Source organism: Brevibacillus sp. LEMMJ03 (assembly GCF_007197875.1).
Lineage (GTDB): Bacteria > Bacillota > Bacilli > Brevibacillales > Brevibacillaceae > Brevibacillus > Brevibacillus thermoruber.
The window spans coordinates 1-26,143 of sequence record NZ_VKJN01000019.1 but is presented as its reverse complement, the minus strand read 5'-3'; the positions used below and the strand labels follow the sequence as shown (position 1 = coordinate 26,143).

The 26,143-nt window shown below is 56.7% G+C and carries 24 protein-coding genes and 1 pseudogene; 11 read left to right on the top strand and 14 right to left on the bottom strand.

Annotated features, from left to right (window positions below; translation table 11 throughout):
- The first annotated feature begins 63 nt into the window (after positions 1-63).
- The 5 genes from FOI68_RS19215 to FOI68_RS19195 all read left to right on the top strand — a co-directional run bounded on the left by FOI68_RS19215 (position 64) and on the right by FOI68_RS19195 (position 4,651).
- Positions 64-1,152, top strand: a complete 1,089-nt coding sequence (locus FOI68_RS19215; RefSeq protein WP_044899998.1) for an ArsR/SmtB family transcription factor — start codon at positions 64-66, stop codon at positions 1,150-1,152.
- Position 1,153: 1 nt separating this feature from the next.
- Complete coding sequence (locus tag FOI68_RS19210) at positions 1,154-1,963, top strand: ABC transporter permease (RefSeq protein ID WP_035299205.1); 810 nt, start codon at positions 1,154-1,156, stop codon at positions 1,961-1,963.
- An 11-nt stretch (positions 1,964-1,974) separates the two neighbouring features.
- Positions 1,975-2,961, top strand: coding sequence for an ABC transporter ATP-binding protein (locus FOI68_RS19205; RefSeq protein ID WP_029100959.1), 987 nt, complete (start codon positions 1,975-1,977; stop codon positions 2,959-2,961).
- Positions 2,958-3,773 (top strand): ABC transporter permease, encoded by an 816-nt coding sequence (locus tag FOI68_RS19200; RefSeq protein WP_029100958.1) that lies wholly within the window; start codon positions 2,958-2,960, stop codon positions 3,771-3,773. Before FOI68_RS19205 ends, FOI68_RS19200 begins: the two co-directional genes overlap by 4 nt.
- A 116-nt stretch (positions 3,774-3,889) precedes the next feature.
- Complete coding sequence (locus FOI68_RS19195) at positions 3,890-4,651, top strand: Nif3-like dinuclear metal center hexameric protein (protein ID WP_143864045.1); 762 nt, start codon at positions 3,890-3,892, stop codon at positions 4,649-4,651.
- A gap of 261 nt (positions 4,652-4,912) precedes the next feature.
- Here FOI68_RS19195 and FOI68_RS19190 read toward each other — a convergent pair whose 3' ends face one another.
- Entirely contained in the window at positions 4,913-5,437 is a 525-nt protein-coding gene (locus tag FOI68_RS19190; RefSeq protein ID WP_044900002.1) for a hypothetical protein, read from the bottom strand.
- 102 nt (positions 5,438-5,539) lie between these two features.
- On the opposite strand from FOI68_RS19190, the gene FOI68_RS19185 reads away from it, so the two are divergent.
- Positions 5,540-5,995, top strand: a complete 456-nt coding sequence (locus FOI68_RS19185; RefSeq protein WP_143864044.1) for a hypothetical protein — start codon at positions 5,540-5,542, stop codon at positions 5,993-5,995.
- A gap of 111 nt (positions 5,996-6,106) precedes the next feature.
- Here the strand turns inward: FOI68_RS19185 and FOI68_RS19180 are convergent, their stop codons facing one another.
- The 6 genes from FOI68_RS19180 to FOI68_RS19155 all read right to left on the bottom strand — a co-directional run bounded on the left by FOI68_RS19180 (position 6,107) and on the right by FOI68_RS19155 (position 10,136).
- The gene (locus FOI68_RS19180; protein WP_141669812.1) at positions 6,107-6,313 is read right to left on the bottom strand and encodes a YezD family protein; all 207 of its coding nucleotides are present in this window, start codon (positions 6,311-6,313) and stop codon (positions 6,107-6,109) included.
- 171 nt (positions 6,314-6,484) lie between these two features.
- Complete coding sequence (locus FOI68_RS19175) at positions 6,485-6,754, bottom strand: DUF2325 domain-containing protein (RefSeq protein ID WP_029100954.1); 270 nt, start codon at positions 6,752-6,754, stop codon at positions 6,485-6,487.
- Between the two features lie 252 nt (positions 6,755-7,006).
- On the bottom strand, positions 7,007-8,029 hold the full coding sequence (locus tag FOI68_RS19170) for an NADH:flavin oxidoreductase/NADH oxidase (protein WP_143864043.1): 1,023 nt from the start codon (positions 8,027-8,029) through the stop codon (positions 7,007-7,009).
- 276 nt (positions 8,030-8,305) lie between these two features.
- Positions 8,306-8,830 carry a DUF4309 domain-containing protein gene (locus tag FOI68_RS19165; protein ID WP_143864067.1) on the bottom strand — a complete coding sequence of 175 codons (525 nt, stop codon included), beginning with the start codon at positions 8,828-8,830 and terminating at the stop codon, positions 8,306-8,308.
- A 71-nt stretch (positions 8,831-8,901) separates the two neighbouring features.
- On the bottom strand, positions 8,902-9,282 hold the full coding sequence (locus tag FOI68_RS19160) for a hypothetical protein (protein WP_143864042.1): 381 nt from the start codon (positions 9,280-9,282) through the stop codon (positions 8,902-8,904).
- A 410-nt stretch (positions 9,283-9,692) separates the two neighbouring features.
- Positions 9,693-10,136 (bottom strand): EAL domain-containing protein, encoded by a 444-nt coding sequence (locus tag FOI68_RS19155; protein WP_143864041.1) that lies wholly within the window; start codon positions 10,134-10,136, stop codon positions 9,693-9,695.
- A gap of 891 nt (positions 10,137-11,027) precedes the next feature.
- On the opposite strand from FOI68_RS19155, the gene FOI68_RS19150 reads away from it, so the two are divergent.
- The gene (locus FOI68_RS19150) at positions 11,028-11,864 is read left to right on the top strand and encodes a M23 family metallopeptidase (RefSeq protein ID WP_143864040.1); all 837 of its coding nucleotides are present in this window, start codon (positions 11,028-11,030) and stop codon (positions 11,862-11,864) included.
- Between the two features lie 156 nt (positions 11,865-12,020).
- Positions 12,021-12,518 (top strand): annotated as a pseudogene (locus tag FOI68_RS24295) (transposase).
- Between the two features lie 173 nt (positions 12,519-12,691).
- Here the strand turns inward: FOI68_RS24295 and FOI68_RS19140 are convergent.
- The 6 genes from FOI68_RS19140 to FOI68_RS19115 form a co-directional block, all read right to left on the bottom strand.
- A complete protein-coding gene (locus tag FOI68_RS19140; RefSeq protein WP_029100951.1) occupies positions 12,692-12,952 on the bottom strand; it encodes an HPr family phosphocarrier protein in 261 nt (86 codons plus the stop codon).
- An 18-nt stretch (positions 12,953-12,970) separates the two neighbouring features.
- Entirely contained in the window at positions 12,971-14,887 is a 1,917-nt protein-coding gene (locus tag FOI68_RS19135) for a PTS fructose transporter subunit IIABC (protein ID WP_044900005.1), read from the bottom strand.
- Between the two features lie 17 nt (positions 14,888-14,904).
- The gene (pfkB, locus tag FOI68_RS19130; RefSeq protein ID WP_143864039.1) at positions 14,905-15,819 is read right to left on the bottom strand and encodes a 1-phosphofructokinase; all 915 of its coding nucleotides are present in this window, start codon (positions 15,817-15,819) and stop codon (positions 14,905-14,907) included.
- Entirely contained in the window at positions 15,816-16,571 is a 756-nt protein-coding gene (locus tag FOI68_RS19125; RefSeq protein WP_035299198.1) for a DeoR/GlpR family DNA-binding transcription regulator, read from the bottom strand. The genes pfkB and FOI68_RS19125 overlap by 4 nt, the downstream gene beginning before the upstream one ends.
- A gap of 282 nt (positions 16,572-16,853) precedes the next feature.
- Positions 16,854-17,957 carry a citrate synthase/methylcitrate synthase gene (locus FOI68_RS19120; RefSeq protein WP_143864038.1) on the bottom strand — a complete coding sequence of 368 codons (1,104 nt, stop codon included), beginning with the start codon at positions 17,955-17,957 and terminating at the stop codon, positions 16,854-16,856.
- A 156-nt stretch (positions 17,958-18,113) separates the two neighbouring features.
- Positions 18,114-19,028, bottom strand: a complete 915-nt coding sequence (locus FOI68_RS19115; protein WP_143864037.1) for a LysR family transcriptional regulator — start codon at positions 19,026-19,028, stop codon at positions 18,114-18,116.
- Positions 19,029-19,138: 110 nt separating this feature from the next.
- Between FOI68_RS19115 and FOI68_RS19110 the strand changes: the two genes are divergently transcribed.
- A complete protein-coding gene (locus tag FOI68_RS19110) occupies positions 19,139-20,065 on the top strand; it encodes a DMT family transporter (protein ID WP_052660367.1) in 927 nt (308 codons plus the stop codon).
- Here FOI68_RS19110 and FOI68_RS19105 read toward each other — a convergent pair.
- Positions 19,977-20,864, bottom strand: coding sequence for a LysR family transcriptional regulator (locus FOI68_RS19105; protein WP_044900009.1), 888 nt, complete (start codon positions 20,862-20,864; stop codon positions 19,977-19,979). The two genes, FOI68_RS19110 and FOI68_RS19105, sit on opposite strands and share 89 nt — an antisense overlap.
- A gap of 170 nt (positions 20,865-21,034) precedes the next feature.
- On the opposite strand from FOI68_RS19105, the gene FOI68_RS19100 reads away from it, so the two are divergent.
- Both FOI68_RS19100 and FOI68_RS19095 read left to right on the top strand, forming a co-directional pair.
- Positions 21,035-22,696 (top strand): DUF6583 family protein, encoded by a 1,662-nt coding sequence (locus tag FOI68_RS19100; protein ID WP_143864036.1) that lies wholly within the window; start codon positions 21,035-21,037, stop codon positions 22,694-22,696.
- Positions 22,697-22,889: 193 nt separating this feature from the next.
- Positions 22,890-26,009 carry a S8 family serine peptidase gene (locus tag FOI68_RS19095; RefSeq protein ID WP_255433682.1) on the top strand — a complete coding sequence of 1,040 codons (3,120 nt, stop codon included), beginning with the start codon at positions 22,890-22,892 and terminating at the stop codon, positions 26,007-26,009.
- Positions 26,010-26,143 lie beyond the last annotated feature (134 nt).

Below are 26,143 nucleotides of genomic sequence, written 5' to 3'. Positions count from 1 at the left end.
GTCTTCACTTTTGCCATCCGCCACAATGAATTCACCAAACAGTTAATCGAAAGGAGGGAGACCATGCAGGATCTGCCGCTGTGGCTGCGCAAGCGGGTGTCGGCCGCGTACATTCCCGGCTGCGAGTTTTTTCTCAGCCTGCACGTGCTGGCCAATCCGGACCACCACACATCCCGCATCGGCTGGGCCCGCGAGACGCTTAACGCTCTGCCGGGCGGCCTGGCACGCGACCTGCGCCGGTTTGACGCGCTCTCCAACCACTTTCTGAACGTGCTGGACTTTCTCTCTCCCTGGGAAGAGACGTACCATCATTCGGTCGAAGCGGGGCTGGAGCGGGTGCAGGCCATGTCTCCGGAAGAGTTTGCGGAAGCGATGATGGGGCCGGTCTGCCACCGCCGCCAGCTCCAGGCGTGGATGCGGGGGCATACGGACGAGGCGTTTGAACAGCTCAAACCGGAGCACCGCGAGCTGATTCGCCGTCCGCTGGCCGCCAAGCGGGACTTTCTCGATTTTTGCTACGCGTACCTGCCGTTTTTCCAGGCGGAGGAGCGGCGCATCGAGCCCTGGCTGATCCGCGCCGTGCATGAAGCGGCGGAGCGTCTGGCCGCCGACCCGGTATCGTTTCTCTCCCGGGTCCACCCGCGGCTTCATGTCCACGAGCGCTTTCTGCAGTTTCACAAGGCGAAAACCTACCAGTTTGCCTACGAGGAATTGACGCACATCTACCTGATCGTCTCCACCTTTGCCGCGCCTCATCTGCTCCTGGGCGTTTACGCCGACCGGATTACCGTCGGCCTGCACGTGGACGTTCCGGGGACGGCGGAGAAGGCTGCAATTCCGGCCGATTTTATCGCCAAAATGAAGGTGTTCAGCGATCCGACGCGGGCCGCCATCCTGAAGTCGCTGCTCGGCCACCCCTACTGCGTTCAGCAGTTGGCGGCGCTGCACGGCATCAGCGAACCGGCCGTGGTCAAACACATCAAGCTGCTCGCCGACGCCGGCTTCGTCTGGAGCGAGCGGCGGGGGCGCTACGTGTTTTACCGTGCGATGCCCTCCCGGCTGGAACAGTTGGCCGTCGACCTGCACGAGTTTATCGACATGCCTGACGCCGGTCTGCCGGCCGCCCCATCTTCGACAGAACGGAGGAAATGACGTGTTTCAGGTTGCCAAAGCCACCTTTCTGCGCAACACGCTGGTCATGCTGAGAGCCTATCCCTGGTCGTTCGTGATCGGCCACATCCTGGCCGGCGTGTACACGGTGCTGTTTGCCTATTTTGCGTATACCCACGTGTTTGCCGGCCAGTTGGACGACCGCTTCGTCCGCTACGCCGGCTCCGCCGACTACCTCTCCTACGTCATTCTCGGCGGCGCGTTCTACTCGTTTGCCGTCTCCACGCTGATGAACGTCAGCCGCTCGCTGATCACCGAGCTGCGCGAGGGGACCCTGGAGGCGCTGCTGCTCACCCCTTCATCGCGAAAGGGGTACTTTCTCGGCAACGTCACCCAGCAGTTGATGCGGACGCTGTTTGAATTTTCCGTCATCCTGCTCGTTGGCCGCCTGTTCGGACTCAATCTCGCGGGCGCCGACGTCTGGAGCGCGGCCGCCGTCTGGCTGCTGTCCACGGGAGCATTTTTCTGCCAGGCGCTGGTGCTGGGCAGTGTGATGCTCCGCTTTCGCGACACCTACATTACGCAGAACACCTTGTTTGTCCTGATGGCCTTTCTCTCCGGGGTCACGTACCCCACGGCCTACCTGCCGGAGTGGCTGCAGCCGCTGAGCCAGCTCCTGCCGCTGACGCCCGCGCTGGAGGCGTTTCGCCACAGCGCCATTCTCGGCCAGCCGCTGTCGGCATCCGCGCCGCAGCTCATGCACATGGCCATCCTGTCCGCCGTCTACGTGGCGGTCGGCGCCGTCGGGATTCGCCGGATGGAAAAACGGGTGCTGGAATCGATCTTTGGATAGGAGGATGACACATGTTTCTGGTGGAAAACGTACGCAAAGTGTACCGGATCAGGGAGCGGGGAAGCTGGTTCTCGCGCCAGTGGAAAGAAGTGGAGGCCGTCAGCGGACTCTCGTTTGCGATGCGGCCAGGCAGTATCGTCGGGCTGTTGGGCGTCAACGGCGCCGGCAAGACGACCACGATCAAAATGTGCTGCACGCTGCTGGAACCGACCAGCGGCTCCATCACGGTTGACGGCTATGACGCCGTCCGCTGCGACCGGCAGGTAAAGGCGCTGGTCAACATGATCGCCGGCGGGGAGCGGATGCTCTACTGGCGGCTGACGGGGAGGGAAAACCTGCAGTACTTCGGCAGCCTGTACGGCTTGTCCGGCTCCCGTCTGGCGGAACGCGTCGACACGCTGCTGGATCTCGTGGAGCTGCGGGAAGCGGCCGACACCCCCGTGGAGCGCTACTCCAAGGGGATGAAACAGCGGCTGCAGATCGCCCGCGGGCTGATCAACGACCCGAAATACCTGTTCCTGGACGAACCGACGCTGGGGCTGGATGCCCCCATCGCCCGCCAACTGCGGCGGCAGGTGAAGCAGTTGGCCGCCGAGCAGGGAAAGGCGATCCTCTTGACCAGCCACTACATCCACGAGGTGGAAGAGCTGTGTGACGAGGTCTACATCATCGACAAAGGCCGGCTGGTCGCCCACGACACGCCGGAACGCCTCACCCGCTCGTTCTGCCGGGAGACCACCCTGCGCGTCACGATTCCCGTTCTCCCCGACGCGCTGCAGCGCGACCTGCGCCAGCTCGCCGAACGGCACCGCGGTACGTGGGACGTGGCGGAAACGGACCAACAGGCATGGGAGCTCACGCTGCGCAGCGAGGCAGACCTGACCGCTCCCCTCCTCTCCCTGCTGGCCGCCCACCAATCGCCGGTGCTGCGCCTGGTCACGGAACAGCCGTCGCTGGAAGACGTCATCCTGCAGATGGCGGAAAGGAGGAGCGCATGAACGAGTGGATGAGCCTGCTCTGGGCGGAGATCAAAAAGGAACACCGCCATTCGTTTCACAGCAGTCTGGTGTACTTCAGCCTGCTGATCTGGCCGGTCGTCATGTTCGTCACGGCGTACTATTCGTTTGCCCCGTTTCGCATGGGAGCGGACAGCCCGCTCGCCCGCTTCGTCGCCCCCGGGCAGCTTCCGCTGTTTCTTTTGACCGGCTATCTCGGCTACATCTTTTTTTGGTGCCTGGTGCAGTCGGCCTGGCAGATGAGCTTTGAGCGGCAGGCGGGCACGATGGAGATGATCTTCATCAGTCCGGTCAACCGGCTCGCGTTTGTCTACGGCCGTTCCCTCTCTGCGCTGGTGGAAGGCGTCTGGCTGTTCTTCTGCTTCACGCTGCTGGCGATGGCGTTTGTCGGCGGCATTCACGTCAGCGGCTGGTGGGCCGTTCCGCTCGCCTTTTTGATCCTGCTCGTCTCCGCCGTGGTGTGGGGCGGCTTTCTCAGCGTGCTGTTTCTCTTCTCGCGGGACGCCGGCTTTCTCTACACCGTGCTGGACGAGCCGATGCTGATCTTCTCCGGCGTGCGCCTCCCTCCGCTGGCGTTCCCGTTCTGGGCCAAGCTGATTTCCCTTTGCTTTCCGCTCACCTACGCGCTGCACATGGTTCGGGCCTTGCTGATGGAAGGAGCGGAACTGGGCGATCTGTGGCAGGAGCTTGGACTGCTCGCCGGCGTGCTGGTTCTGCTGGTGACTGCTTCCGTCTTTTTGTTGAAACGGGCGGAACGGCATATGAAACGGACGGGCAGCATGGTGCTGTATTAGAGGAAATCTGCCGTTCGTTCGGGCGTTTTCCCGGAAAAACGGCGGGACCGGCAGCGCCCCGCAAGCGGCCGTCCGGCACCATCAGGTGTTAAACACCTGTACAAGGAGGGATTCTCATGGAAAGCCTGACGCATCTGGAACAAGCGTTCACCCGACTGTTTCGCATGGACGAGTGGGAAACCGATCCCGGCTTCAGCCGTTTCATTCCCATGGTGTACGAGCCGGTCGGGTTTGACTGGCAGCGCTTTTTCGAAGCGGAGTTCGTCCGCCGCTTCAACGGCCTGATGCTCAGAGGACGCGAACAGGTACACACCGTCTTTTTGGCCGTCTTCCCGACCGACGAGGTGCTGAAGCGCTTCCTGGACGAGTCAGTGCCGGGCGACCTGTTGTTCATGCATCACCCGCTGCTGATGGAATGCGGCGACCCGCGCGGCCGCTGGGGCAGGGGGTTCGTGCCGATCAGGCGGGACTTGCTGCTGGCGCTAAAGGAGAAAGAGCTCTCGGTCTTCACCTGCCACCTCCCGATGGACACCAGTTGGCCGCTCGGCACCGGCGGCGCCATCATGGAAGCGCTGCAGGCCGAGCCGATCCAGCCGTTTTGTCCGGCGGGAAACGGCCATGTCGGCATGATTTGCCGGGTAACCGTGACGGATACCCGCTCCTTAATCGATCGTTTAATCACCTTGTTTGACATTCCCTACGTCGATTTCGAGGGAAAGGAACGGGCGCGGATCGAACGAATCGCAAAAAAATGGGTGATCAGCAAAGAGCTGATGACCCATTTTTCTGCGTATCAGGATAATCTCCCATCTCTTTTGGGGATTGGGCACGGAAATGGATGCTGCGCACTGGCTTTGAATGGCCCCCTCTTTCAATAGAGGCTGGCTGCTTCGATCTGCAAGCCCTGCAGGTCAGTAGGAAAAGGGCGTGTGCCTACTTTTCTGTAACCAAAGACAATCCGTTTGCGGTGTATCGGTATGTTTTGATCGTGGAATCATTCCCTGATTGTACTTGAAAGAGCGGACGAGTATACCAGACACTGCTTGCCTTTACGAGCTTGTTCAGATCGACACGAACAATCCGATTGTCCCTCCATGTGTAAATCCGGGTCTCAAACACACCAGGGCTCCCGCAGGATGTTACGATTCCTCCACTCCATCGTGATCCAGATCTGCTATATCTGCAACAGGTTCATTTACAAACAGAAGGATGGAAGGTTTCGCTTCCTCGATGGTGATTTCATAGCGGAACGGACAGTTTGCTCCGCATAATCCCTTTACTTCCACAACCGGTTTCTGGAACAGTGAAGATTTCTGAAACTCCAGCTTATCAACATAAGGGAATGCGCCTACCTCGCCAAATTCATACCAGACATCTCCCATTTGAATCCCTCCGAATAAACGGGTTGGGTCCTCATTCGCTTTCAGGAAAGCAAACAGTTTCGCAGTTCCAAGGCGTTCCTGCTTTACGACCTGTTTGATTATCCTCCTATCCAGTAACGTTACCTGCTGTTCCTCCTTGCCTTCTTCAAAGGAAAGAGGGATGGTCGTTTCTTGTTCTGCCTTTGTCAATGCGACAGGGGGATCGTCTCCGTGCGTCTGGACAGGAGAACAACCTGCAGACAACAGGGACATGACAAGCAAGAACAGCACCATGTGCTTCACGATTGTCACCTCGAGTGATTTGGCCAGTTTGTAATCCATACATAAGCACAGATCTGTATTAAAATGGAATTGCAGTATGTTGTTTGGAAGAGGAGGTTTCTTATGTTGGTAAAAAACATGCGCTTATTTTTATCTATGTTGATCGCAAGTGCTTCTTTCTTATCGGGTTGTTCAGCCGATGGGGAGCCTTCCCACACGAGTATCCAGATCGTTACTGATTCAAGTGAAATAGGCCCAGGTCCCCTCCATAAAGGAAATATAGCGATTGGCGGAATCTATGGTTCTCCGAATGCCAAAGTGGGTGGTGTCGTCAGAATCATCGTGAATAGCCCATCCACCGATAAAACCAAAACAAACTATGGATTCAATATCGGCGATAAGTTGGGAAGCCTGGAAAAGAGTTTTCGTAAAATGTACGCATATGAACCCCATGAAGATACTCAAACGCAAACCTTGTATATAACCGGCGAAGAAAATCAAGAAGGTTTTTATCTTCCATCCTTAATGATCCTTACAAAAAACAATGTGATAGTTCGAATGGTTCTATCGAATGACTAACGCCGACCATAAAGGCATGGTACAGCCCAAGCCGTGCTCACACAAAAAAAGGCACGGGTTTCTGTCCCGTGCCCTTTGATGGTTCGCTCACCCGTGCCGTCATCATGACGGCTATCTGCCCCGCCCCGCCTGCCTCGTGTTGGATTTGACGGCGGCGGCGCGCTCCAGGGGAAAGCGCGTCTTTTCGGTTCGTTCGATTTGCGTGATTTGCGACTCGTGCACGACGATGTGCAGGGTACCGTACTCCAGACCTTCCAGTGCGCGCAGGATCATCTCGATGCGGGAATCGGCAAGCTCTTCGTGATTCCGGTTCACCATGTGATTCACTCCTGTCCAGCCGTTTTTCCTTCCCGGTCCCGTCCGGCCGCTGCCTGTCAGCCCAGGGACGTGAGTGCGGCACGGTTGACGTGCCGGAAGCGGCAGTGGTTTGAAGAAAGCATAATTCATATTAATCATATGCGTCAAGTCGGAATTGAATGAACATTATGTTCACAGCCGCTTCACGATGGACGCACACGAGCGTTTGCAAAACAGGATGGGTACGTTTTTCGCCTTTGCCTGATGTTTTACGTGCCACGACAGATTGTGATTCACAAAGTCGGTAAACACGACAATCATTTGGGTGTCGACGGGAATATGTACCTTGTATTGGGAGTGTTTTCGCCCCGATACGTGATAAATCTGCCGGTATCCCCTGCCGTGAAGCAGCTCGGTGATATTCCCCAAGCGGTCCCCTCCGATGACCAGCACCGCAGCCATTGTTTTTCCTCCCCTCTTCTGAAGCTAACCGGTTCGGCCCGGCTGTAAAAAGAAAAGAGGTTTCTCCCCTCGGGGAAAACCTCTAGTGGTCTAGTCGGTTTTACCGCGGCCGATAAATCCCGATTAAACATATCGGTTTTTCAACATTAAACGGTGCTGAATTCTCCTTTGTCAACCGCTTCCAGCCTATCACGGCCGCGGAACCCGCGCTTGTCCTGTGTCCGCTACCGATTTCCCTACAGAACTGCCCGTTTAAAAGGCGCGGCCGTACTGCTTGGGCGGTACAACCTCGCCGGAGACGGTACGGATCGCGTGCAGCGCCCAGTACGGGTCGCGCAGCATGCCCCGGCCCACCGCCACCAGGTCGGCGTCGCCGTTGCCCAGCGTCGCCTCGGCCAAAAGGGGATCGTCCAGATTGCCCACGGCGATCACCGGCACATCCAGCGCCTGCTTGATCGTCCGGGCCATCGGCACCTGATAACCGGGGTGGATGCCCGGCCGTCCCCCCGAACCGATCGGCCCTTCGCCCCCGCTGGAGATGTGGAAGATGTCGACCCCCGCCTCTTTGTAGCGGCGGCACAATTCCGTGCTGTACTCCAGGCCGTAGCCGCCTTCCACGTATTCCACCGCGGAGATCCGCATGATCAGCGGCATGTCCTCCGGCATCACGCTCTTGACCGCTTCGATCACCTCCACGCCAAACAGCGCGAGGTCCCTGCCGTACCGGTCATCCCGCTTGTTCGTGAGCGGCGAGTGGAACTGGTGGATCAAATAGCCGTGGGCGCCGTGGATCTCGATGGTGTCCATGCCGGCTTCCACCGCCCGTCTGGCCGCTTCCCGGAACTTGACGACCAGCGCCTGCACTTCCTCCGTGGTGAGGGCGCGGGGCGTCTTGTATTTGTCACTGAACGCGATCGGAGACGGCGCGACCGGCACCTCGGCATCCTCCGCCTTGCGACCGGCATGAGCGATCTGCACGCCGATTTTCGCCCCGTACTTGTGCACCTCCGACACGATCCGGGCAAACGCCGGGATGTGCTCATCCGACCACAATCCCAGGTCGTAGTCGGAAATGCGGCCGTCCGGTTCGACGTCGGTCATCTCCATGATGATCAGGCCCGCTCCGCCGACGGCGCGCGAGACGTAGTGGACAAAGTGCCAGTCGTTCGGTTTCCCGTCCTTGGCCTCCACCGAGTATTGGCACATGGGCGGCATCACCACCCGGTTTTTCAAAGCGAGCCCTTTCCATTGAAAAGGGGCAGACAAAAGAGCCATGACTTCCACTCCTTCCCTTTTTCTTCATCTTCGCAAATGACCGCCGCATTCGCAACGTCTGGCTGCACTTTGCAGCACATTGTCCCGCCCGGACGATCAGGGGCATCCCTTTCGTCACACAACGGCCCCGGAACAGCAAGGAACTCTCCCGAAACGGGAGAGTCCCTCAGCGGGGAGACAAAGTATCCAAGGTACAATACACGTCAAACTCCCTCGCTGCGATTGCAGAAGAGGGAGTTTGTCTGCGGTCTGAAGCCAGACAGCGTACTGTCTGGCTTATTTGATATGAAGAGTTATATATTTCACTGGATCATCTTCTGTATCAAAAGTAAGTTTTAACAAATAATCACTTTCCGAATACTCCAAAATGAAAGTGTCATCACCCGTATCATCTAGTATCTCACGAGAAGGGGTTCCTAGAATTCCCTTAATTTCATCAGGTTTTCCGGTAAGATCAACCATTTTTGGGTCAGCATTTATAAGGACAACTTTGCTATTCTCATTGAGTTCATCAATGGAATTAGCATAATCCTCAAATTCTAGACTAAAACCATCATAATACATGGTAAACCCATACTCAGCATTTCCAGTGCGAGTCGGTTTTCCAAACTTCTCTATTACTTCCTTTTTTGTTGCCCCGATTCCAATTGACACACCTTCCAATTGTCCAATTTTCACCTTCTCTAAAATGTCAGATGTAACAGAATTAGTTGAACTGCCCTCTACTGTTTCAGAACTTGTGGAACACCCAAATAACACAATTGAACAAAGAATCCCCATAAAAAAAATCGTGCGATACATTCTAAGCAATATAATCACCCTCTCCTCTCAAAGTGATTCTTCCATTTGATAGGTTATTTTCAATCATATAACTAGAATGGGGGATTTTTCAACAGAAATAAGCCATGACTTTTCCCTCCTTTGCCTGCCTGGGGAGCCAAATCCCCAGGCGTGATACAGACGGCCATAGGCCAACTGGAATATGTCACATCCGACTGTTTGGAAAGCCTCCAAGATGAGCTGACTTTCAGCGCTTTATGCTTCCTGGCGGTCCGCGAACGGTAGCCGATTTGGAAATCAAGAGATATGCCGATGTCCTTCACCGTTTGACCTTCGGAGCTGACCGCTTTTTGATAAGCCTCCAGCAGTTCCGGCACCGTCTCAAAGGTACTGATCCCCTCTACATACGAGCTGTTAAGTTGCCACCCAACAGAGCGCTGATACTTCTTTACACCGGCGCTTGCTTCAGCCACGTCTTTTCCATTTTATTCATGTGTACCCTCTAAATTCCGGTAAAAATGGGATAACTTTTGAGCTGCTCTTTTAAAAAATTTATTTTTCCTGCCTAATTTTTTTTGCAATTTATCAATAATCAAAACCTATAATTTCCCTCAATTTTCCTTCTGTGTTTTAAAACTGGAAAATCACCCGATTTTGCGCAATGAACTATCGATAATGTTTGATTATCGAAAGGTGAAAGAATCGTCACTTGTGGGGCGGAATTTAGGATAGTAATGACTACTTTTGCAGCCCCTGTGTTTACGCCTGTTGTTTAATGATCCTACTCCCCCCATTCACAATACTTTCGTCATGATTTTCAATTGGTCCCGCGGGGCCGGGCATCCAAACAGATCCCCTTGGAAATTCGGAATACCTAAACGCACTAAGCGTTCCAGTGTTTATTACTTTTAACCCCTTCCGCAATCAGGGAAATATCTGATTCTTTACAAAAGCTGACCATCGATTTCAAGGTTCTGTCAGAAGAATCGTTGGTGATCAGCTTGTCCAGTTTTTGAAAATCTTGATTGAGTAGATCAATCAGCCTCAGGCTGTGGTGCCCACTTCCGGAGTCATCAATAGCAAGTTTCAACCCCTCTCGACGGAGCCGGTTTATCTTTTCTAAGATGCTGTCCGTGACGGTTAAAGGAGAATGTTCCTTTATTTCTAAAGTAATTCGGTGAAGCGAAATGTTGGTTGTTGAAAACCAGGATGCTCGATTCTGGATTGATTCAGGAACAATGTTTAAGAATAAACGCAACTCCTCTCTTAGTAGACGTATGCCATAGCGGCTACTGAGACTACGAGCTTCTAAGTCTAACTGCTCCACCCTCCCCTCAACTGCAGCATGATGAAATAACTGAGCAGCTGCATATTGTGGCCTTGTTCATCCTCTCCTCGAATAGTTGCTTCATAGCCGATGAATTGTCCTGTAGGCCAATGGACAATTTGTTGGAATAATGGAACAATTCCCACTGAACACCTCCGCTTATATCATTCAGATACTTATACAATTGTTTGATTGTATTTCCATGCCTCATCCTACTCTCCATCCAACTCTTTCCTAGGAAAAAAGGGAGGGGCAACCGGCAGCTGCGTGGATTACTGCACCAGGCGCGGGTAGTCGGCGGCACACAATGGGGCTTCGCCCTGAATCGATAATTAACGACTCCTTCCTGAGGTTCCGGGCGGCAAGCTCCGCCCCTGCCGCCGACCGGGGCCTGTCAAGGGATCGTGGAATGCCGCAGCGCAGGGATCCAGACGAAAGTGTATTTCTTTCATCCTCATCCCGTAGCGAGGATATGCCGCAAAAGCCCTTGATCCGGCCCCGCCAAGCCGGTGATGGCCAGTATACATCTGCTCATCTCGACTAGCAAGCCACCGGCCCTTGTGAGGCTCCTGGCGTAACCAGGAGGCATCCTTTCCTCTCCCTGCCCTGCAGGGGGCTTCTTTACTTTAACGCATGCGTTAGGGGTGGGAGGGACCAAGAGGGCGACAGGAACCTAGGGAGAGTTGGGCGGCGTGCCGCCTTACTCTTCATAAGCTCGATACGGAAAAATCCTTGTGCATCAACTGTGTCAGCCTTAGCCTAAGTTTCATGTCAAAATGTAGGGTGTACTCATATAAGAAAATTCTTCCAAGTATAAATATTGCAATTTTTTACTACAATATGGTAGAATTGGGTTGCAAAGTACTATTTTGGAAGAGGGGTTGTTAAGAAGTGAAACGAATTACATTAGGATTGTTTGCTGTTTTATTATCACTTGGTGCTTCTAATGCTGCATTCTCTAAAAATGTGGATGTAGTCCCTATGTATGATCCAGATAATCCCTATGCACCGCTGGGGTGGAGATGGCCAACAACTAGTTACACAATTACCGGAGAATACGGTGAATACCGCTCGGATGGGCGACACAAGGGAATAGATATTGGAGTGAAACTTAAACCAGTTTATGCAGTTGCTGACGGTCAAGTTGTTGGGATTGGAACATATACAACTGCTCCAATTAAGTATGTAACAATCAAACATGATGATAAGGATCCAAATGGAAATAACCTCATTACGCGATATCTTCATCTAAACGACTACTATGTTAGCAAATATGAATATGTTAGTAGGGGAGAAGAAATTGCTGAATCAGGTAATACAGGGGCACCAGGAGAGGAGGATGGAAGAGGTTATCACTTGCACTTTGATGTAAACAATGGGAATGATACAACTCCAGATTACTCAGATACAATTAATCCAAAATATTTCTGGCCAAATCAATTTAGATCATTAATGGCCGTTGAAAGCGAACATAGTGATCATAGTGATCACATCGACATCGATTTTAAGTATGATAACCCTGAATATTTTATTGACCAAATTTTGATAGACTACGTTGGGGAAGATAAGTTTAACCAGTGGATGGACGAGAATAATCCAGAAGATAGGACATTGACTAATTTTAAAAAGCACTTTAATGTAACGGACAAAGATATTGACAAACTAAACAAAGAAGCAAAAGAGAAGGCAGAAAAGAAGAACAAAAAGAAAAAATCGAATAACAAGTAATAAATAAGCCAGACAGCGTACTATCTGGCTTCAGCGTGTAGACAAAGTACCCAAGGTACAAGATCTACACGCTTTTTTGTCGAATTGATCTTATTCGATTCGGTGAAGAGGTGGAAGTATGCTGAGCAAACAACAGACCGAAGGCCGTTACCAGACATGGCTTTGTCGTCAGTGTTCATAAGCAAATATCTGTTAGACGGTGGCGTTCGCCCTGGTATGCCCTATACCCGCCCCCATACAAAAAAGGGATTGTTTCGCAAACATGATTATGTGTATGACGAGTACGATGATTGCTTTATCTGTCCCGCCGGCCAGGTATTACCTTACGAAACCACTAATCGTGGCGGTTCCCGTATGTATCGTTCCGAGCCAAAGATATGCACTCAATGCCCGTTCCGTTTCCAATGTACAGAGAGCCGCGATGCTGTGAAACGAGTCAGTCGCCATATATGGGCAGATTACCTGGATGAGGTCGAACATCTTCGACATACGGAAATGAATAAGTTCCTTTACGCACGCCGTAAATAAACCATTGAGCGAGTGTTTGCGGATGTCAAGGAGAAGCATGGTCTGCGTTGGACCACTGTACGAGGACTAAAGAAAGTGACAATGCAGGCGATGCTTGTTTTTGCTTGCATGAGCCTAAAAAATTAGCCAACTGGCTATGGAAAACGGGGACAAAGGGGCGTCGTGCTGTTACGGGCCGCTTCTTTTTTGCGTATTTACACGTCAAACTCCCTCGCTGCGATTGCAGAAGAGGGAGTTTGTCTGCGGTCTGAGGAACTCTCCAAATACAGAAGAGTCCCTGTCCCATGTTCGTTTTCTTGTCATTCGTGAACCATTTCGAGGATCCTGCCCAGTTCCTCCATGGCCGCCTGTTCCTGTTCGCCGCTGACTTCCAGCGTAATTTCGTCGCCTTTGGCCGCGCCCAGGGTCATCACGCCCATAATGCTTTTGCCGTTCACTTTTTTCGTGCCTTTGACGAGGCTGACCTCGCAGTTGAAAGACGTCGCCTTTTGCACGAACAGCGAGGCGGGACGTGCGTGCAGGCCCGTCGGATTTTGAATGACGAAAGTTTTGGTCAGCATGTTGCATCCACTCCTTGTTTATTCTGCTGCTTCTTTTGCTTCTCGCTTGAGCAGGTTGATCATCAATGCCGTTACGACCGTACCGGCCAGTATCGAAACCAGGTACAGGACGGCGTTGCCCACGACCGGAAGAACGAACAACCCTCCGTGGGGGGCAGGCAGCGTACAACCGAAGAGCATCGACAGACCGCCTGCGACCGCGGAGCCCACCATGATCGAAGGGATGACGCGCGTCGGGTCGGCCGCGGCAAACGGGATGGCCCCTTCCGTAATGAACGACGCACCCAGCACCCAGGCGGTTTTGCCTGCCTGCCGTTCCTCATCCGTAAACTTCTTCTTGAACAGCAGCGTCGCCAGCGCCAGGCCCAACGGAGGGGTCATCCCTGCCGCCATGATCGCCGCGTGGGGAGCGAAGTTTCCTTCGGCAATCATCGCGATCCCGAACGTAAAGGCCGCTTTGTTCACCGGACCGCCCATATCGAACGCCATCATGGCCCCCAGCACCATGCCCAAGAGAACGGCATTGCCCTGGTTCATGTTTTTCAGCCAGTCACCCAGCGCCGCATTGGCGGCGGCCACCGGCTCGGACACGACGTACATCATGACAAAGCCGGTAATCAAAATCCCGAACAGCGGGTAGAGCAGCATCGGCTTGATGCCTTCCAGGGACTGCGGCAGTCCGGCAAACAGCCTTTTCAATCCGGCTATCGTGTAGCCTGCCAGGAAGCCGGCAATGATCCCGCCCAGGAACCCGGCGCCGGAAGAAGCCGCCAGCATCCCGCCGACCATGCCGGGCGCAAAGGCCGGGCGGTCGGCGATACTTTTGGCAATAAACCCGGCCAGCACGGGGATCATCAGGCCAAAGGCTGTTCCGCCGCCGATATCCATCAGCGCCTTGGCCAGCGGGTGGAAGGACGGGTCGTTCGGATCGGCCGCCTTAATCCCGAACATGAAGCTGAGGGCGATGATAATGCCGCCGCCTACGACAAACGGCAGCATGTTGGATACCCCGTTCATCAGATGCTTGTAGAAGGCGGGCTGCTTCTGTTTGTTCTCGGCCTTCGCCATCTCAATCTTCTCCTGATAGCCGGCCGCCGCTTCGCCGCTGTAGACGGTCCCGTCCCGGTTCAACGCGCGTTTCAACAGCGCTTCCGCGTTGCGGATGCCTTCCGCCACCGGCACCTCAATCACGACTTTGCCGGCAAAGCGGTCCATGTCCACCTGTTTGTCCGCAGCCACAATGACGGCTGCCGCTTCGGCGATGTCTTCCGCCGTCAGCTTGTTTTTCACCCCGCCGGAGCCGTTGGTCTCCACCTTGAGGGAAATGCCCATCTCGTCGGCTTTCTTTTTCAACGCATCGGCGGCCATGTAGGTGTGGGCGATCCCGGTCGGGCACGCGGTTACGGCCACGATTTTCACCCCGGCACCGGCCGGCGCGTCGGAAACGCTTTCAGTTTCGCCGTGAATGTCCTGCTCTTTCCGGCTGATGATGTCCAATACCTGTTCCTTGGTTTCCGCCTGCATCAACTGCTGCCGGAACGATTCGTCCATCAGCATCTGGGAGAGCAGCGCCAGCGTCTCCAGGTGCGCCTGGTTGGCGTCCGCCGTCGCCGCGATCATGAAGAAGAGATGCGCTTTTTGCTGGTCGAGCGAGTCAAAATCGATCCCCTCTTTGGAAAAACCGAAGGCGATACTGGGCGTTTTGACCGCTGCCGTTTTGGCGTGCGGGATGGCGATCCCGTCCCCGATCCCGGTCGAACCTAGTGCCTCGCGGGCCAGGATCGCCTGTTTCATCTCTTCCCGGCTGTGCAGACGACCGGCTTCGTCCAGCTTCGCGATCAGTTCGTCAAGCACTTCCTCTTTTGTCGTCGCTGACAGATGAAGCACAATCGTATCGGCCTTCAGCAAATCGACAATGCGAATGTGATGCTGCATGGTACAGGCCCCCTTTTTTATTCCACTTTGATCACGCTGATCTCGGGTAAAAATGCGCGGATCTTTTCATGCGTACAAAATCCTTCCGACAGTGCGGTCGTGCTCCCCGCCGCAACGGCAAAGCGAAACGCCTCTTCCGCACGCCATCCCTTTGTATGCGCATACAGGAATCCGGCGACCATGGAGTCTCCCGCCCCGATCGAGTTGACCGGTTTTCGCTCCGGAATCCGAGCGGCGTATGCCTCTTCACGGTTGACGAACACGGCGCCCTGGCCAGCCATGGAGACGATCACGTTCTCCACGCCCAGTTCCAGCGCTTTCCGCCCATAGGCGATCGCGTCGTCGTGCGTGGAAATCTCCACCCCGAACAGTTCCCCCAGCTCGTGATGGTTGGGCTTGATCAGAAACGGCCTTTCCGACAATCCGCTCCGCAGCGCCTCTCCCCTCGCGTCCAAAAACACGCGGACGCCTCTGCCCCGGAGCCGTTTCATGATCGTCGGGTAGATGTCGAGCGGCAAACTCTTTGGCACGCTTCCCGCCAGCACCAGGTAATCGTCCGGCCCCAACCGGTCAATCTGCGCAAACAGCCGCTGAAGCGCTTCCGCCGGGATTTCCGGGGATACGCCGCTGATGTCGGTCTCGGTGTGGGCTTTGATCTTGATGTTGATTCGCGAATCCTGCTCGATGGAAAGAAACTGGTGCACAATGCCGGCCCGCTCGACCTGCTCCCGGATAAACGCGCCCGTAAATCCGCCGACAAATCCCAGGGCCGTGCTGTCCACTCCCAACAGCCGCAGGACTTTGGAGACGTTGATGCCTTTTCCCCCCGCATCCTTCCACTCTTTGTGCGCCTCGTGTATGGTCCCTTCGGACAAAGAGGGAACCCATACGTGGTAGTCGATCGAAGGATTCAAGGTTACTGTGTAAATCATGCTTTCACCACTTTTAGATTTGTTAATCGGCTGTACGCCTGCTGTTCCTCTTGCGACAAGCCGTCGTCGGTGATCACCGTCACCTCGCGCAAGTCGGCCACTTTGGCAAACGTCACGCGGGAGAACTTGTCGGAGTCGCACAGCACGAACCGCTCGTCGGAGAACTGCAGCGCCAACTGCTTCACATACGCTTCGTCGGGGTCCGGCGTGGTCAAGCCGTGGTGCTTGTCGACCCCGTTCATGCCCAGGAAGCATTTGTCGAAGCGGTACTGGCTGATGGTTTTGAGGGCATCCCGTCCCACCAGCGACAATGTTGCCGCTTTCAATTCTCCGCCGATCAGAATCGTCTTGATGTTCCGTTTGATGAGCTGCAGGGCCATGTCGGGACCATTAGTCACCACGACGATGTTGTCGTAGGGAAGGAAAGGCAGCATCTGGTACGTGGTCGTACCGGCGTCGATGAAGATCGAGTCCCGTTCCTGCACCAGACTGGCGGCATACCGGGCGATCGCCGTTTTCTCCTTCTCGCGTTTGACCGCTTTTTCCAAAACGGTGGGTTCTTCAATCTTGTTTTGCAAGGAAGACGCCCCGCCGTGAACGCGCTTGAGCAGCCGCTGTTCTTCCAATTCGCTCAGGTCGCGCCGGATGGTCGACTCGGATGCCCCTGTCGCTTCCACCAGCTCGTGGATGCGGACAACGTCCTTTTCTTTGAGCAGGGACAAGATGACGTGATGACGTTCAGGGGTTAGCATCGCACCCTCCTTTCCGGGATGAGAGACAAAACTTTTCGAATTCTCCCATGATTATATCCCAAATTTCGATTATAAACAACCATAAACGAGCAATTTCAATCATTATCCAATCAAAAACGGTCAAGCAGGCAGGAAAACCTTCCAGGAAAGCCCGTTGGAAGAAGCCGGTTTCCGCCAAAAAACAGCCTGCTCCTCCAGAGCGGCTGCCCAACAAGAAAGGAGCAGTCCCCACAGGGCTGCTCCCGTCAGATGCACGGACTGTATCGACAGCCGCGCAGGATGTTATTCCGGCATCGGACCGGTGTAAATCGACTGCGGACGAATGATCCGATTGTTTTTGGCCTGCTCCAGGATGTGGGCGCTCCAGCCGACGACGCGGCTGACGGCAAAGGTCGGCGTGAACAGGGAATCGTCCAGCCCTACCGCCCGCATGACGGCGGCGGCGAAAAACTCCACGTTGGTGTTCAGCTTGCGGCCCGGCTTGTATTCCTTCAGCAGCTTCAACCCCACCTGTTCCACGTGCGTGGCCAGGTCAAACCACGGATCGTCGCCGGAGAGCTGCGACGCCACGACGCGCAGCGCGGTCGCGCGCGGATCGACGGTCTTGTACACGCGGTGGCCGAAACCCATCAAGCGTTCTCCTTTTTCCAGCTTGGCGCGCAGCCACGGTTCGGCGTTTTCCTTGGTGCCGATCGCTTCGATCATCTCGGTCACTTCGGACGGCGCGCCGCCGTGCAGCGGTCCCTTCAGCGCCCCGATGGCGGCCGTGATCGAGGAAATCAGGTCGGACTGGGTGGAGCTGACGACGCGTCCGGAGAACGTGGAGGCGTTCATGCCGTGCTCCTGCGTCAGAATCAGGTAGGCGTCCAGCGCGCGCACATGGGCCGGGTTGGGCTCCTGCCCCTTCAGCATGTACAGGTAGTTGGCCGTGTGATCCAGGGCGGGGTTGGGATCCAGCGGCTCGCGGCCACAGAGGCGGGCGTAGCGGTACGCCACGATCGTCGGCATTTTCGCCGTCAGGGAAATGACCTGGTCCAGCGTCGGCGGCCAGCCGTAATCGGCGCTGCCCAGTATGGAAACGCCGGTGCGCAGCACGCTCATCATGTCCACGTCGGCCGGGATCAGGTCGAGAATGTTCTTGACGTGGGCCGGCAGTTCCCGGTTTGCTTTCAGTTTGCCCTTCAGCTCGGCCAGCTCCTGCTCGTTGGGCAGATGGCCGTACCACAGCAGATGGGCCACTTCCTCAAACGTATGGTTGATCGCCAGGTCGCGCGCCCAATGGCCGCGGTAGACAAGCAGGCCGTTGAGGCCGTCCACCAGGCTGAGGTCCGTTTCCGCGACCGCGATGCCTTCCAAACCAATGGCTAACGTATGCTGTTGACTCATCCACGCCACTCCCTTTTCTCCAGTCTCTTCGTCTCCATTTCTCTTCTTATCAGTATATCGATTAAAAAACGTTAAGGGAAATAGAAGAAAACAGGCGTATCAATTGCAAGTCGTGATCAATTCAGTTCTCCCGTACGCCGCCTGCCGGTTGTCTCCTCACGACCGCCCCGCCCCGTGCACCTCCGGCAGCGGCGGATACAAGGCGGCCAGGATGTCGACAAAGCGCTGGGCCGGTTCGCTTCCCCCCGTTTTCGGCAGCACCAGGTAGGAGGCCACCTTCGGCATGACCAGGCCGGGGGTGGGCAGTTCCATAAAGCGGTTTTCGAACAGCTCCCGGCTGATGGCCGAGCGGGGCAAAAAGGAGACGCCCAATCCCTCCTCGATGAACGCCTTGGTAATGTCCACCTGGGAGACGGCCATCGTCCTCAGCGACAGTCCGCGCTGCCTGAGCAGAAGCAGCAGATCGTCCCAGTAGCCGGGGTGATTGTGCGTCAGAAGCCGCTTGGTTTGCAGCTCCTGCTCCCAGTCGGGCAGCGGCGCCTCCATGTCCCCGCCGCTGTGCGGGACGGCAAACACGACCGGATCTTCGTACAGCCTGTATGTATGCAAATTGAGTTCGCCCGGGATCATCCGCGTCAGCCCGAGATCGGCCTGCCCGCTCTGCACCAGCGGGCCGATCTCCACTGACTCGGCGATTTTGATGGAGAGGTCCACGTCCGGATACAGCTTGGTATAGCGGTGAATCAAATGGGACAACCGCGTGCGGGCGATGATCGGGGAGACCGCGATCTGCAGCTTCTCCCGGTACCCCTGCCGCCACGCCTGAAGGTCCTCCAGGCCGTGGTGCCATTGTTCCAGGAGCCCTTTGGCATGGGGCAGAAAACGCTTCCCGGCCGGTGTCAGCCGGACGCGTTTGCCCACCCGCTCAAACAGGTTGATTCCCAATTCCTTTTCCAAAATCCGGATGTGCTGGCTGACCGTCGGTTGGGCGATAAACAACGCCTCAGCCGTCTGGTGAAAATTTTCCGTGGCGGCCGCCATGACAAAGGTTTGCAGCACCCGAAAATCCACGGCGCTCCCTCCTTCATGATAACCATGCGTTATATCATTCTGCCCAATCGGTAGTACGTCCTGTTTTCCCGCCGTAGGTACGATGAAAGAAAAAGAAAGGAGAGAAGGTCGTGCTCGTCGGATACGGACTGATGTGCCTGATCTACGGCACGTCGTATTTCGCGATCAAACTGGGACTGGCGGAAGGCATGCCGCCGCTGCTGTTTGCCGGTCTCCGCTTTTTCCTCGCCGCCGTCCTCGTTCTGGCGGTACTCGCCTGGCGCCGGCAGCTTGTTCCGCTGCGCCTGCGCGAATGGGCGGAGGTGGCGCTTTTGGGCGTGCTGATGACGACCATCCCCTTCGCCGCCCTGTTCTGGAGCGAGCAGCACATCTCCTCGGGAACCGCCGCGCTGTTGGTCGCCACGGCACCCGTGTTCACCACGCTGATCAGCGTCGTGTGCAGACAGATGAACTGGCGCTGGTACGTGCCGGCCGGACTGCTGCTCAGCCTGGCCGGCACCGCCTGTCTCGTCGGCTGGCCGGCGGCGGAGCCAGGCGGCAGCATCCACGCGCTCCTCGGCAAATGGGCGATTGTCGTCTCCGAGCTGTTCTTTTCCTGGGGGGCGGTTCGCTCCCGCGCCTGGGTCGCCCGGCTGACCCCGTTCGTCTTCAACGGCTACCAGATGCTGGCTGCCAGCCTGGTCCTCCTGCTCCTGTCCGCGGTCACGGAACCGGTGAGCGCCGTCCGTTTTACCGGCCTCTCCCTGGCCGCGCTCGCCTATCTGACGGTGGTCGTGTCCATTGTCGCCTCCACGCTCTACTACCGGCTGGTCCAGGCGACCAACGCGGCGTTTCCCACCACCTGGACCTACGTGGCCCCGGTCATCGCCCTGGCGATCGGCGCCGTGTTTCTCGGCGAAGAGCTGACCGCCACCTCGCTTGCCGGCAGCATCGGGGTGCTGGCGGGCGTCATTCTGCTGAACGGGGAGAGCTGGGCTCGCCTGTTTCCGCTTCGCACAGGCGGACGGCTTCACGTACCGCCCCTGGATGACAAATAAGCGAGATCGTGCGGCCAAACGGCTGGCAAAACGGCCGCACGACCAGCCCTTTGTCCCCCAGCGAAGCGGCCGCCATCTCGGGCACGATGGTCAGCCCGTTGCCCATGGCCGCGTACGCCAGCAGGGAATCGTTGAAATCCAGCTCCAGCAGGTGCGCTGCCTGCACGCCCAAGCGGCGGCATTGGCGGCGAAAGTCTTCGCGAATGTCGCACGGGTCGCGGTGGATCAGGAGCGGTTCGCGGCAAAACGCGGCGAAGTCCACCGCCTCCTTTTCCGCAAGCGGATGGTCGGCCGGGAGAACGGCCAGGTACGATTCGTGAAGCAGCGGACGGGTAAGAAACGGCGCGTCTCCCGCCCTGTTTTGCACAAGGACGGCGTCCACCGTCCCCTCCTCCAGCAGCGCCGTCAATTCCTCCGACGTATCCTTGACGACCAGCGCAACCTTCCCGGCTTCCCCGGCGGTGTACGCCGCCACCCGCTCGGGCAGGTAGTGGTTGGCCACGCTGGGCAGCGCGCCGATGCGCAGCCGCTGCTGCTCGCTGAAGCGTTTGATCCCCGCCACCGTCTCCTCCACCTGCTCCAGAATCAGACTGGCCCGCTCGTACAGGTAGCGGCCCGCCTCGGTCAGCTCGATCCCCGTCCGCTTCCGGTGGAACAACCGACAGCCGAGCTGCTTTTCCAGCAAGGCCAACTGTTTCGACAGCGCCGGCTGCGAGAGGTACAGCGCCTTGGCCGCTTTGTTGAGGCTCCCCTTTTCGGCGGTCGCCACCAGGTACGCCAACTGTTCAAGCCGAAACATGGTTGTTCCTCCTCATATTCCCTGGATGATTTTCCTTGTTTTAAAAATTTTTCTCAAACGCACGGGCATCATTTCCGCTTCCTTGTGGTACAATACGGAGTCGGGTGCAAAAAATCCTTTCCACAGCGCACCCCCATAAAGAGAAGAGAAACCATGCGAGGAGGAACATTATGGAAACCACGACAAACGTGAACCCGCCGCGCAAACGCTTCAACAAGACGCTGCTCGTGATCGGGGCGGCCGGGATCGCGGTGCTGGGCGGACTGGGCGCAGCGTACGCCAAGCTGGATTTGTTCAAAAGCGCCAAAACGGTCTATCTGGAGGCGGAGGCCAACAACTTTGCCCAGTTGTCCGACGACTTTTCCCAATCTTTTAACGAATACGAAGAGTACATCAAACCGTACCTGGAAAAACCGGTTCACTCCACGACCGAGCTGAGTCAAATCGCCGTCGACGGCACCCCCGCCGACCCGCAGGCCGAGAAAATCCTGGACCTCTTGAAGAGCGCCAAACTGGTGATCCAGTCCAACGCGGACGAATCCAAGCGGCAGCAGTCCGGCGGTGTGGAAGTGCATCTGAAAGACCGCAAGCTCCTTACGCTGGAATATGTCTTCGATGACACCAAGCTGGGCTTCCGGCTCCCGGACTTTTACCCCAAATACGGTTATGTGGACCTGAAAGACCGCGACACGATCAAGGCGCGATATGGCGAAGAGCTGCCCAAGCGCCTGATCACGTCCCGCGACCTGTACGAGGCGCTGAAAGTCTCCCGCGATGAAGTGGCCAGCGTGCTCAGGCCGTATGCGCTCCTGTACGCGGAAAACCTGAAAGACAGCCAGGTGACGATCAACAAGAACGCCTCCTTCTCCGAGGAAGGCTACCAGACGAGCGCCCGCGAGGTGACCGTCACCTTCACCGATGAGGAAGGAAAAGCGCTCCTGACGAAAATAGCGGAAAAGGCAAAGGCGGACGACAAGCTGTTCGACCTGATCTACGGCCGCTACCACAACGTCGCCGTGCTGCTGAAAGACAGCGGGTATCCGGACGTGCAGGAACTGTCCAAAGAGGAGTTCAAGAAAGAATACGTCAAGGTCTTTGACGACATGCTGGCCGAATGGAAAAAGACCGCGAGCACGAACGACCAGCTCAAAATGGTGGTGCTCATCAACAGCGACGACAAAATCCTCTCCCGCAAGCTGGTGATCACCGGCGAACAGGGCAAGGAAGAGCAAAACCTCTGGCACAGCGTCGCCTTTGCCAACGGAGCCGACACGTACCGCCGCTACTCCCTGTTTGTCGACGACGACGGCCAAAAAGGCGAGATGACGTTCCGCTACAAAGGCACCACGCACAGCGACAAAACGACCGGCACCATCGGCTTCCTGTTCAACGCGGAACCGGAAGTGAAGCTGGATCTGTCCACCACGTTCGAAACCAGCAAGCAGGACAAAAAGGAAACGGGCAGCTACGACTTCAAGCTGAACCTGAAGAGCGCGGATCAGCCGGACGACATTGCCCTCTCCGGCCGCATCACCACGTCGATGACAAAAACCGACAGCGAACGCGATTCCGAAGGCACGATCAAGGTGAATTTCGACAAGGCGGCGCCCGACATGCCGAAGGGCATCAGCCTGAACGTAAAAGTGAAGGAAGCGTTTGGCAAACCGCTCAGCATTCCGGCCATGACCCCGGACAATGCCGTCAACATCGCGACGGTGACCGACGAAGAAATCATGGCCATCCAGCAGGAAGTGGCCGACGCCGCGCAGTCCTTCATGATGAAGCACCAGGATTTGTTCCAGGAATTGATGCCGGCCGTGCCGATGCCATGACGCTTGGATGCGAATCCCCCTTCCCCCGCGGAAGGGGAATGTTTTTTTGTCTCTGTCCCCCTGTAAAAACAGGGGAATTTTTATCGAAACATGACGAAAAAAAATAATTTTTTTAACAAGGGAATCTCTTCCACAATACCGAAAACCATTAGCGATTTTATAAATGTTTATTTTTCTGGTAGGAGGAGAAAGTGTGAAAAACACGAGAAAAACCGTTGCCTCGCTCTCTCTCGCAACTGTCCTGTTGCTCACGTCCCTGCCGTACAACGCCTACGCCTCGGAGAAGCTGAGCAGACAGGAGCTGTCCAAGCTGAACAGCGTCACCAACGCGGTCGTCACCGAGGGGACCGGGACCGCCAAAATCTCTCCCCGTCTCAACACGGAATCCGACAAAAAGGTGAGCGTCATCGTCCAGTTCAAATCGGAACCGGCGGCCGTATCGCAGGAATACCGCCGCGGCTCCCGCTCGACCAGCCCGCAGGAGAGCCGGGTCGCCCGGGAGCAGTCCTCTTTCCTGAAAGAAGCGCGGAAAAAGAACATCGACCTTGACGTGGAGCGCCAGTTTTCCCTCGTGTTCAACGGCATGGAGCTGACCCTGCCGGCCAATGACATTCCCAAGCTGGCCGAACTGCCGCAGGTCCAGGCTGTCTACGAAAACAGCACCTACTCCGTCCCTGATGTGGAACCGGCCCAAAGCGGCTCGTACAAGTACGACATCGCCCCGCTGAAGCAGATCGGCGTCCTCGACATGTGGAACGCGGGGCTGGACGGCAGAGGATTGAAGGTCGGGGTGATCGACACCGGCGTCGACTACCTGCACCCTGACCTGAAAGATGCCTACAAAGGCGGCTACGATTCGTTCGACAACGACAAGGACCCGTACGAAGAAGCGCCCATCTCCCCGGATGACGACCGCAGGGGAACGGGATACGAAGGGTCTTCCCACGGCACACACGTCTCCGGCACCATCGTCGGACGGGCCAAGAACAAGCGGTCCGACGTCCAGGTAAAAGGGATTGCCTACGCCGCCGACCTCTACGTGTACCGTGTATTGGGCCGTGACGGCGGCAGTTCCGCGCAGGTGATCGACGGCATCGAAAAAGCGGTGAGAGACGGCATGGACGTCATCAACCTGTCGCTCGGCTCCAACATCGAAAAGAACGCCGACTCCCCCGACTCGATCGCGGTCAACAACGCCATGCGGGCAGGCGTGATCACGGTCATCGCCAACGGCAACGCGGCGCAGGACGAGCCGGGGCGATACTACTATACGGCCGGTTCGCCGGCCGGGGCCAAACTGCCCATCACGGTAGGCGCGGTGACATCGCCGAGCGTGCTGTACGACGCCTCGGCCACTTCGTCCCTGGGCCAAACCTACAACTTCCACGTGATGGCATGGCAGATCAATCAGGCCAACTTCCGGGAACTGATCGGCATCGATCCACTGCCGGTCGTGTACGCCAACCTGGGTTCCGCGCAGGACTTTGCCAACGTGAACGTAAAGGGCAAGGTGGCGCTTGTCTCCCGCGGCACGCTTGCGTTTACGGACAAGATTCTCAACGCCAAGAAGGCCGGCGCAGCCGCCATCGTCATCTTCAACGGCAACGACAAGGACGGCGACGGACAGGCCGACCTGGATCTCCCGCCGGAAGACCGCGGCGATTACATCGCCACCATCCTGGGCGATCAAATGGAGGGGATTCCCACCTTTGACATGAGGGGGGTGGAAGGACGAGCGCTGGCCAAGGAACTGCTGAGCGACCCGGCCAAGGCCTCGTCCCTGACGTTCACCTTCTCCGGCGACTACCCGACCACCAATGATCCCGGCGACAAAATGGCCGGATTCAGCTCGCGCGGTCCGGTCCTGGGCGACAACTACGCCATCAAGCCGGACGTCTCCGCTCCCGGCGTCTCCATCCTCTCCAGCGTTCCCGCCTGGGGCAAGCTGATTGAGGACGCGCAGTACAACAAGGCGTACGCCCGCTTCAACGGCACCAGCATGGCGACGCCGCACGTGGCCGGCCTGGCGCTGCTGTTGAAGCAGGCCCATCCGGAGTGGACCCCGTTTGACGTCAAAGCGGCGCTCGCCAACACGGCGGAACGCCTCTACGACGAGGAAGACACCCTGTATGACGTCTACTCCCAAGGCGCCGGACGCGTAAACGGTCTGGCCGCGATGAAGACCCCGGCCGTGCTGCAAACCGTGGAGCAGGTGACCATCCTCAACGAAGACTACGAGCCGGAGACGATCACCAATTACGGCGCCAACACCAGCTTTGGCCTATTGAAGGCGGGCAGCGCCCCGGTCAGCAAGACCCTGCAGTTGAAAAACACGTCAAAAACGGACGTCACCTACGATGCGGAAGTGATCATGCACGAGGCCGTCACCACCGACCCGTGGCATCCGAAAGAGACGCCCGACGTCCGCGACATCAAGGTGAAGCTGTCCAGCGATACGATTTCCGCCAAAGCGAAGAAACGGACGAGGTTTACGCTCAGCCTCGCTCCCGATAGCGACGCCAAAGAAGGCGTGTACGAAGGGGAAGTGCTTCTGAAGAGCAGGGACGAGAAGTACCCGGACCTGCATCTGCCGTTCGTCGTCCACGTCGGCGACAAGCCGGAGGACACCCACTTCGGTCTGGCCGACATGAAGCTCTCCAGCGCAACCCTCTCTCCCGACGGGGATGGCAAGGATGACACCATCACCGTAGAGGCGATACTCCAGGCGACCGGGGTCAACCTCATCGAACTGGAGGCGTGGAGCCTGGACGACACGTACATCGGCACGATGGCTGTCCGCTTTAACGACTTCGAGCCGTTTGCGCCGGGGCCGTTTACGATCTCCAACATCGACGGCACGTACGTCACCGGTTCGCTGGTACCGAAGCTGCTGCCGCCGGGCAAGTACAAGCTGCGCCTCGTCGCCTACGTCATCGATCCGGAAACCGGGGAAGTGGCGGACACCTACGAGCTGTGGAAAGCCCTGCGGGTAAAAGAAGCGGCGACCGACGAGACCGCGAAGAAACAGGCGCGCAGCAGCCTGAAAGAGACGGCTGACGCGTTCCAAGCGGACGTCGCCAACACGGAGACGATCGGCGAAGCGGTCCTGGCGCTGCCGACCAAATCCGAGGACGTCTCCTACGCGGTCACCAAAAGCTCCAAGCCGGAGCTGATCGATGACAACGGCGTTCTCGTCGCCCTACCGGAAACGGGCAGCGAAACGGTCACGCTTTACGTCACGATAACCTCCAAGGAAAATCCGGACGAGCAGGAAACGGTGAAGGTAAAAGTCACGCTGAAGGGGCAGGAGTAGCCAAGATCCCTCCCCTCCACGTCAACAAGCAAAAAGGGACAGCCCTTTCTCCTGCGGTGGTATTATCCCCTCAAGGTAGACAGTAAAAAAAGAGTTCATGATATCATGGACTCATTACTGTTGACCGGAGGGGA

Coding starts and splice junctions, on each gene's coding strand:
- FOI68_RS19100 (WP_143864036.1), top strand. CDS start 21,035: ATGGAAACCACGACAAACGTGAACCCGCCGCGCAAACGCTTCAACAAG.
- FOI68_RS19140 (WP_029100951.1), bottom strand. CDS start 12,952: ATGCTGACCAAAACTTTCGTCATTCAAAATCCGACGGGCCTGCACGCA.
- FOI68_RS19195 (WP_143864045.1), top strand. CDS start 3,890: ATGGAAAGCCTGACGCATCTGGAACAAGCGTTCACCCGACTGTTTCGC.
- FOI68_RS19215 (WP_044899998.1), top strand. CDS start 64: ATGCAGGATCTGCCGCTGTGGCTGCGCAAGCGGGTGTCGGCCGCGTAC.
- pfkB (WP_143864039.1), bottom strand. CDS start 15,819: ATGATTTACACAGTAACCTTGAATCCTTCGATCGACTACCACGTATGG.
- FOI68_RS19105 (WP_044900009.1), bottom strand. CDS start 20,864: ATGTTTCGGCTTGAACAGTTGGCGTACCTGGTGGCGACCGCCGAAAAG.
- FOI68_RS19170 (WP_143864043.1), bottom strand. CDS start 8,029: ATGGCTCTTTTGTCTGCCCCTTTTCAATGGAAAGGGCTCGCTTTGAAA.
- FOI68_RS19135 (WP_044900005.1), bottom strand. CDS start 14,887: ATGCAGCATCACATTCGCATTGTCGATTTGCTGAAGGCCGATACGATT.
- FOI68_RS19180 (WP_141669812.1), bottom strand. CDS start 6,313: ATGGTGAACCGGAATCACGAAGAGCTTGCCGATTCCCGCATCGAGATG.
- FOI68_RS19120 (WP_143864038.1), bottom strand. CDS start 17,957: ATGAGTCAACAGCATACGTTAGCCATTGGTTTGGAAGGCATCGCGGTC.
- FOI68_RS19205 (WP_029100959.1), top strand. CDS start 1,975: ATGTTTCTGGTGGAAAACGTACGCAAAGTGTACCGGATCAGGGAGCGG.
- FOI68_RS19200 (WP_029100958.1), top strand. CDS start 2,958: ATGAACGAGTGGATGAGCCTGCTCTGGGCGGAGATCAAAAAGGAACAC.
- FOI68_RS19185 (WP_143864044.1), top strand. CDS start 5,540: ATGTTGGTAAAAAACATGCGCTTATTTTTATCTATGTTGATCGCAAGT.
- FOI68_RS19165 (WP_143864067.1), bottom strand. CDS start 8,830: ATGTATCGCACGATTTTTTTTATGGGGATTCTTTGTTCAATTGTGTTA.
- FOI68_RS19175 (WP_029100954.1), bottom strand. CDS start 6,754: ATGGCTGCGGTGCTGGTCATCGGAGGGGACCGCTTGGGGAATATCACC.
- FOI68_RS19125 (WP_035299198.1), bottom strand. CDS start 16,571: ATGCTAACCCCTGAACGTCATCACGTCATCTTGTCCCTGCTCAAAGAA.